This is a genomic window from Streptomyces sp. KR55, from assembly GCF_052245645.1.
GTDB lineage: Bacteria > Actinomycetota > Actinomycetes > Streptomycetales > Streptomycetaceae > Streptomyces > Streptomyces flavusporus.
Genome location: NZ_JBQQCE010000519.1, coordinates 1 through 6820 on the forward strand (window position 1 = coordinate 1; position 6820 = coordinate 6820).

At 71.7% G+C, this 6820-nt stretch carries 7 protein-coding genes; 5 read left to right on the forward strand and 2 right to left on the reverse strand.

Going from position 1 to position 6820, the window contains the following annotated elements; genetic code table 11:
• Positions 1-297 precede the first annotated feature (297 nt).
• Together ACTWQJ_RS43905 and ACTWQJ_RS43910 are read right to left on the reverse strand one after the other, a co-directional pair.
• Positions 298-1068: a methyltransferase gene (locus ACTWQJ_RS43905; RefSeq protein ID WP_224738992.1), complete on the reverse strand. Its 771-nt coding sequence runs from the start codon at positions 1066-1068 to the stop codon at positions 298-300.
• Positions 1069-1246: 178 nt separating this feature from the next.
• On the reverse strand, positions 1247-1837 hold the full coding sequence (locus ACTWQJ_RS43910; protein WP_443311990.1) for an SAV_6107 family HEPN domain-containing protein: 591 nt from the start codon (positions 1835-1837) through the stop codon (positions 1247-1249).
• 168 nt (positions 1838-2005) lie between these two features.
• Here ACTWQJ_RS43910 and ACTWQJ_RS43915 point away from each other — a divergent pair, with 168 nt between their 5' ends.
• The 5 genes from ACTWQJ_RS43915 to ACTWQJ_RS43935 all read left to right on the forward strand — a co-directional run.
• Entirely contained in the window at positions 2006-2818 is an 813-nt protein-coding gene (locus ACTWQJ_RS43915; RefSeq protein WP_443311991.1) for an ATP-binding cassette domain-containing protein, read from the forward strand.
• A complete protein-coding gene (locus ACTWQJ_RS43920; protein WP_443311992.1) occupies positions 2790-4874 on the forward strand; it encodes a YhgE/Pip family protein in 2085 nt (694 codons plus the stop codon). The genes ACTWQJ_RS43915 and ACTWQJ_RS43920 overlap by 29 nt, the downstream gene beginning before the upstream one ends.
• 50 nt (positions 4875-4924) lie before the next feature.
• Complete coding sequence (locus ACTWQJ_RS43925; RefSeq protein ID WP_443311994.1) at positions 4925-5554, forward strand: TetR/AcrR family transcriptional regulator; 630 nt, start codon at positions 4925-4927, stop codon at positions 5552-5554.
• A gap of 399 nt (positions 5555-5953) precedes the next feature.
• Entirely contained in the window at positions 5954-6568 is a 615-nt protein-coding gene (locus ACTWQJ_RS43930; RefSeq protein ID WP_443311995.1) for a DUF4126 domain-containing protein, read from the forward strand.
• Positions 6569-6643: 75 nt separating this feature from the next.
• A partial coding sequence (locus ACTWQJ_RS43935; protein WP_443311996.1) for an NAD(P)-binding protein occupies positions 6644-6820 on the forward strand: 177 nt, incomplete at its 3' end.

Sequence of the window (6820 nt, forward strand, 5' to 3'; positions counted from 1 at the left end):
TCGTGCTCTGAGAGCGGCACGGAGTCCTCCTCATCGTGCAGTCGCCGGGGCGACCCGGGGGGTCCCTTCAGGATAGGCAGGGAATCGCCCCCGTGAAACCCGCCCCTCTGCGCCATTTGGCCAACCGGAATCCGCCATGGTCGGACCGGCCCGCTGAGGCTTCCATTCCCCGGCGGCCGACCCGTCATGCCGGTCGGTCTCCCTCGATCATACGGCGGGAAGGCCCCGATCGGGGGGCCTGTGGCGTACTCCATCTGCAACCAACGCGCTGATCAGCGGCGCGCCCCGGCAGGCTGCTCAGGCCTCGGCAGCCCCCGGCGTCTCGCCGAGCACATGAAGCTGCGTGGCCACCGCGTGGAACGCCGGTACCTCGGCCGCCGCGGCCTCCAGCTTCAGCAGGGCGTCCATGGCTCCGGGCTCGGTGTCCACCAGCACCCCGGGCACGAGGTCGGCGAAGACCCGTACGCCGTGCACGGCGCCGACCCGGAGGCCGGCGGCCTCGACCAGTTCGGTCAGCTGGTCGGCGGTGAAGCGGCGGGGCATCGGATCACCGGCTCCCCAGCGGCCGTGCGGATCGTCGAGGGCCTGCTTGGCCTCCTTGAAGTGGCCCGCGAGGGCGCGCGCGAGGACGGCACCGCCCAGACCGGCGGCGAGCAGGCTGAGGACGCCTTCGGGGCGCAGCGCGGCAACCGCGTTGCGGACGCCCTCGGCCGGGTCGTCGACGTACTCCAGGACGCCATGGCACAGCACCGCGTCGTAGCCGCCGCGCTCGACCACGTCGAACAGGCCGTGGGCGTCGCCCTGCACACCCCGCACCCGGTCGGCGACGCCGGCCTCGGCGGCGCGGCGCTCCAGGGCGAACAGCGCGTTCGGGCTGGGGTCCACGACCGTGACCCGGTGTCCGAGGCGGGCGACGGGCACCGCGAAGTTGCCGCTGCCGCCTCCGGTGTCGAGGACGTCCAGCGACTCCCGGCCCGTGGCCTTGACCCGGCGGTCCAGGGCGTCCTGGAGGACCTCCCAGACCACGGCGGTACGGAGAGAAGCGCGGGGGCGCATCGGGTCCGACACGGCAGTTGACTCCTCGGCGCGGCACCGCCTCGGGGCGGAGCGAACGGGCTGCCTCCCCGGACCCGGGGTGCGGGAGGGGAAGGCTTCAGGCGCTCTCCACCCTATTGCCTCTACGGCCCTGCCTGGTCACTCCTGTGGTCCCACCCCTTTTCGGTGCTTCGGTGCCGGCATGCGCGCGTCAGCCGGCGTCGGGGAAGTCGCGGTCCGCGTCGGGGCGGTGGCGATCCGAGCCGGGGTCGCGGTCCGCTGCCTCGTCCGCGTCCGGACGTGGCTGGGGCAGGACCGGCTGGAGTACCAGCATCCGCTCGACGAGGCGGATGAACATCGCCACGTCGCGTATCAGGTCGTCGGCGTCCCGGCGGCTGGCCGCGCCCTTGATGCCCGCTTCGGCCCGGGCGCGGCGCCGGGCCCCCGAGGCGAACAGGGCGCTCCACTCGGTGAGTTCGGGCGCGATTTCGGGGAGCACTTCCCACGCACTCCGGATCCGGGCCCGGCGTCGGGGGTTGGTCTCCGGGCGTCCCCGCGCGGCGAGGACTGCGGCGGCGGTGCGCAGGGCGGCGAGGTGGGCTGTCGCGTAGCGCTCGTTCGGCGTTTCGAGGACGGTTGCCTCGTCGAGTCCGGCACGGGCCTGGGCGAGCAGGTCGAGGGCGGCGGGCGGGGCCGTGGCTCGGCGGAGCACGGGGTGCACATCGCTCGCCGGGCCGGTCAGTGAGGGGGCAGGGCCGGTGGCGCGGCGCCGGCGTGCGGCGGCTGCGGACGAGTTGGCCATGACGAACCTCCTGTCGTCTGTGTGACGGCACGCCCTGCTATGGGGGTGCCGTATGTGCCCATCGTGAGGTATGGCACTGACAATCCGTTCTGACCTGGGCTTTTGCTTCGAGCGAAGGTTCGGGTTAGGTTTTGAACTGACCAGTCAGTTCAAATTCCTGGGGGGACTGTGGGGGGACTCGCTGTCGCCGCCCGCGATTTCGGGCTCAAGGGGCCTCGCGGCTGGGCCTTCCGCGGCGTCTCCTTCACCGCGGAGCCCGGCTCGCTGATCGCGGTCGCGGGACCGTCGGGCTCGGGCCGTACGAGCCTGCTGCTCGCGCTGACCGGACGGATGAAGGCCACCGAGGGGACGGCGGTCGTCGGCGAGGCCCGGCTGCCTAAGCAGTCGGCCGCCCTGCGCCGGGCCAGCGGGCTCGCGCACGTTCCCGGCGTGACCGACCTCGACCCCGCCCTGACCGTGGCGGAGCACCTGCACGAACGGGCCTTGCTGCAGAGCCGCTTCGGAGACTCGCTGCGGGGGCTGCTGCGGCCGCGCGTCGAACGCGCGAACGAGGCGAAACTGCGGATCGACACCGCCCTGGCCGCCGCGGGCCTCGACCGGGAGGCCCTGCCCAAGGGCTCCCGGACCGCCGTACGCGACCTGGAGCGCCTGGAGGCGCTGCGTCTGTCCGTCGCCCTGGCCCTCCTCGGACGCCCGCGACTGCTGGGCGTGGACGACACCGACCTGAAGCTCTCCCCCGCCGAACAGGGCGAGGTCTGGGCCCTGCTGAGGTCGATCGCCGAGGCCGGGACGACAGTGCTGGCGGTGTGCAGCGAGGCCCCGGAGGACGCGGTCGTGGTGTCCACGCAGGCCCGCGACAACGACGAACGGGCGCCCGAAGACCACCCGGAGGACCACCCGGAGGACCAGCCGGAAGACCAGCCCCTGGACGACGAGGTGAAGGAGGCGGCGGATGCGCTCGCCGAAACTGGCCGCTCTTGAGCTGCGCCGCTTCGGGCGCGGCAAGCTGCCCCGCGCCGCCCTGGTGGCGCTCCTGCTGCTGCCCCTGCTGTACGGCGCGCTCTACCTGTGGTCCTTCTGGGACCCCTACGGCCGCCTCGACCGGCTCCCCGTGGCGCTGGTCAACGACGACAAGGGGGCGACCGCGGACGGGAAGAGGGTCAACGCGGGCGACGACATCGTGGCGGGGCTGCGCGACAGCGAGGTCTTCGACTGGCACGAGGTGAGCGCCGCCGAGGCCCGCGCGGGCGTCGAGGACGGCACGTACTACCTGTCGCTGACCATGCCGGCCGACTTCAGTGCGCGCATCGCCTCCAGTGCGGGCGACTCCCCCGAGACGGGCGCCCTTCAGGTCCGTACGAACGACGCGAACAACTACATCGTCGGGCAGATCTCCCAAACGGTGTTCAGCGAGGTACGTACGGCGGCGTCCACGAAGGCGTCGCGGTCGTTCCTGGACCGGATCTTCATCTCGTTCTCCGACATCCACGGCGAGACGGTGAAGGCCGCGAGCGGCGCCGACAAGCTCAGGAGCGGCATCGGCACGGCGGAGAAGGGCTCGAAGGATCTCGCCGACGGCCTGAAGGACGCCGAGGACGGCAGCGGGAAGCTGGCCAAGGGCCTGAAGAAGCTCAACAAGGGCGCCGACGACCTGGAGGACGGTTCGAAGCGGGTCGCCGAGGGGACGCAGGCCCTTGCCGACAAGGTGAACGGGGTCGCGGACAAGGTGGGGCCCTTCCTCAAGGACAACGAGAAGACCATCGGGGACACGGCCCAGCTCGTCGCCGACTCGTCCGGGGCGATCCGCGACAACCTCGAGACCCTGGTGAAGCGGGCGCCGACGGCCGCCAAGGATGCCCGCGCGGCCTCCGACACGCTGAGCGACGTCCACAAGAGGCGCTGCGAGACTCCCGTACTGCCCGATGCGGCCTGCTCCGACCTGGAGAAGGCCAAGGACGCGGCGGCCGACGCGGCGACGATCGCCGACGACGTCAACACACTGATCACCGATCACGACAGCGACCTGAAGAAGCTGGACGACCATCTCGCCACCCTGGAGGAGCAGTCCCAGGCCCTCGCCGACCGCGCCCCGCACCTCTCCGAGGACCTCGACGACGCCGTCTCCAGGATCAACAAGCTGAACGAAGGGGCAGGAAAGGTCGCCACGGGCGCGAAGTCGCTGCACACCGGGCTCGGCACCGCCAAGACCGGCGCCGTGGACCTCGACAAGGGCGTCGGCGACCTCAGGACGGGTGCGGACGACCTCAGCGGCGGCATGTTCAAGCTCGTCGACGGTTCCGGGAAGCTCGCGAACGGGCTGCACGACGGCGCCGAGCAGATTCCCGACTACGACAAGCAGCAGCGCGACGCGCGGACGGAGGTCATGGCGGACCCGGTCCAGCTCGCCTCCAAGACGCTGCACAAGGCGCCCAACTACGGCACCGGTTTCGCCCCGTACTTCATCCCGCTGTCCCTGTGGGTGGGTGCGATGGTGGCGTACATGCTGATCCCGCCGCTCAACCGGCGGGCGCTGGCCACCGGCGCCTCGGCCTGGCGGATCGCCCTGGCGGGCTGGCTGCCGGTGCTGGCGATCGGCGTACTCCAGACGGTGGCCCTGATGTCGGTGCTGCACTGGGCGGTCGGGTTGGAGATGGCGCGGGTGGCCGGGACGGTGGGCTTCCTGTTCCTGGTGACGGCGTGCTTCGCGGCGCTGATCCAGTGGCTGAACGCCCGCTTCGGAGCCGCCGGCCGCATCCTGGTCCTCGCCCTGCTGATGCTGCAACTGACGTCCGCGGGCGGCACCTATCCCGTGCAGACCAGCCCGGGCTTCTTCAACGCGCTGCACCCCTTCCTGCCGATGAGTCACATCGTCGAGGCCCTCAGGAGGCTCATCTCGGGTGGTGGCCTGGAACCCGTGTGGCACGCGTGCGTGGTGCTGGCCGCCTTCACCGCGGGCGCCCTCGCGCTCACCGCGCTGTCGGCCCGGCGCCGGCAGGTGTGGACCCTGGACCGGCTGCACCCGGAGCTGAGCCTGTGAAGACACCTCCCGCCCCTGCGAGGCAGCGGTTTCCTGTGACAATCGGGGCCATGGAAAGCAGCAGCACCGCCTCGGGGGCCAGTACGCGCCGAGAGGCCACCCGGCAGAAGCTCTACGAAGCGGCCGTCACACTCATTGCGGAGCAGGGCTTCTCCGCCACCACGGTGGACGAGATCGCCGAGCGGGCCGGGGTCGCGAAGGGCACGGTCTACTACAACTTCGCCAGCAAATCAGTCCTCTTCGAGGAGCTGCTGCGGCACGGCGTGGGCCTCCTCACCGCCTCCCTCCGGGAGGCGGCCGAGCAGACGGCGAAGGAGGGCGGCACCAAGGTGGCCGCCCTGGATGCGATGATCCGGGCCGGGCTCGTCTTCATCGACCGGTATCCGGCCTTCACTCAGCTGTACGTGGCCGAGCTGTGGCGCACCAACCGGGCCTGGCAGTCCACTCTGATGGTGGTCCGGCAGAAGGCGGTCGCGGTCATCGAGGACGTGCTGCGCGAGGGCATCGAGAACGGCGAGTTCAGCGAGGAGATCGACGTGCCGCTGACGGCGGCGGCGCTCGTCGGCATGGTGCTGGTGGCCGCACTGGACTGGCAGGCGTTCCAGCCGGAGCGTTCCCTGGACGACGTCCACGCAGCCCTCTCACGGCTGCTCCAGGGGCGGGTCAGCGGGCGTCCTTAGGCAGCACGTACAGGCAACACGAACAGGCGGCACGAAAGCGCCGGTCCGAGATGGCCGCGTCCCCCGCGGGCCACTCGAACCGGCGCTTCCCTGTGCGCCCCCGTTTCCCCCGTTGGGCCCTCTTCTCCCCCGTCGGGCCCCTTCGGTCCTCCCCCGGACTCCCCCGTGCCTCGCTCCCGCCGACCGGGGCCGGCGGAAGGAGCGGATCGTGGGCCGGGCCGTTCCGGCGCCCCGTGTCGCCGGTGCCGGGCCCGTGCCCCTCTCCGTGCCTCCACTCTCTCGTTCGCGCAGGTCGCCCCCCATCCGCGCGCGTACTCATCTCGTCGCCTGAGTACGGATACTCAGCCGTACGCACTCGCCCCCAGGACGCGTCGGCCACGGCTGGTTACGATCGCCTCCGTGTCCGTACTCCCCCTGGTGTTCACCAGCGGCTGGGCCAGCGGCGTCAACGCGTACGCGGTGGTGCTGGTGCTCGGCTTCTTCGGTGCGACGGGACTGAGCGACGAGGTCCCCGAGTCGCTGCAGCGTCCCGAGGTGCTGATCACGGCGGGTGTGCTGTTCCTGGGCGAGGCTGTCGCCGACAAGATCCCGTACGTCGACTCGGCGTGGGACTCGGTGCACACGCTGATCCGGCCGGCCGCCGGGGCCTGGATCGGGGCGCTGCTCGCGGGCCAGAGCGGTTCGCTGTCCGATCTGACGGCGGGCACGATCGGCGGTTCGACGGCGCTGGCCAGCCATGCGGTCAAGGCCGGCACGCGGATGGCGGTCAACAGCTCGCCAGAGCCCTTCAGCAACGTGATCATCAGCGTGGCCGAGGATCTCGGGGTCGGCGGGATCGTCACGTTCGCGATGTTCCATCCGGAGGCGGCGGCCGTCATCGCCGGCGTGCTGCTGGTCGCCGGGCTGGTCATGCTGTACTTCCTCGTCTCTCGTATCCGCCGCTTCCGGCGCCGCAGGGCGCAGCGCCGGGAGGAACGGCGACTGGCGGCGCGGGCCGGACCACCGCCCAGCTGACCTCCGGGCCATGGGAGCGTTGCAGGTCACAGGCCCGCGGGCGGATTGTCAGTGGCGGCCGATAAAGTCGCAGGCATGGCACGGATTGCGGTGATCGGCGCCGGGATGGGCGCGATGGCGGCTGCTGCCCGGCTGGCCGTCGCGGGCCACCGGGTGGCGGTGTACGAGCGTACGGAGACGTACGGCGGCGCGGTGCGCCGACTGGAGCGGGACGGGTTCTCCTTCGACACCGGCCCCGGGCTGCTGCCGCTG

What these genes read in the sequence shown, in the direction of transcription:
- ACTWQJ_RS43920 (WP_443311992.1), top strand. Translation starts at nt 2,790, where the DNA reads ATGCGCTCGCCGAAACTGGCCGCTCTTGAGCTGCGCCGCTTCGGGCGC.
- ACTWQJ_RS43925 (WP_443311994.1), top strand. Translation starts at nt 4,925, where the DNA reads ATGGAAAGCAGCAGCACCGCCTCGGGGGCCAGTACGCGCCGAGAGGCC.
- ACTWQJ_RS43910 (WP_443311990.1), bottom strand. Translation starts at nt 1,837, where the DNA reads ATGGCCAACTCGTCCGCAGCCGCCGCACGCCGGCGCCGCGCCACCGGC.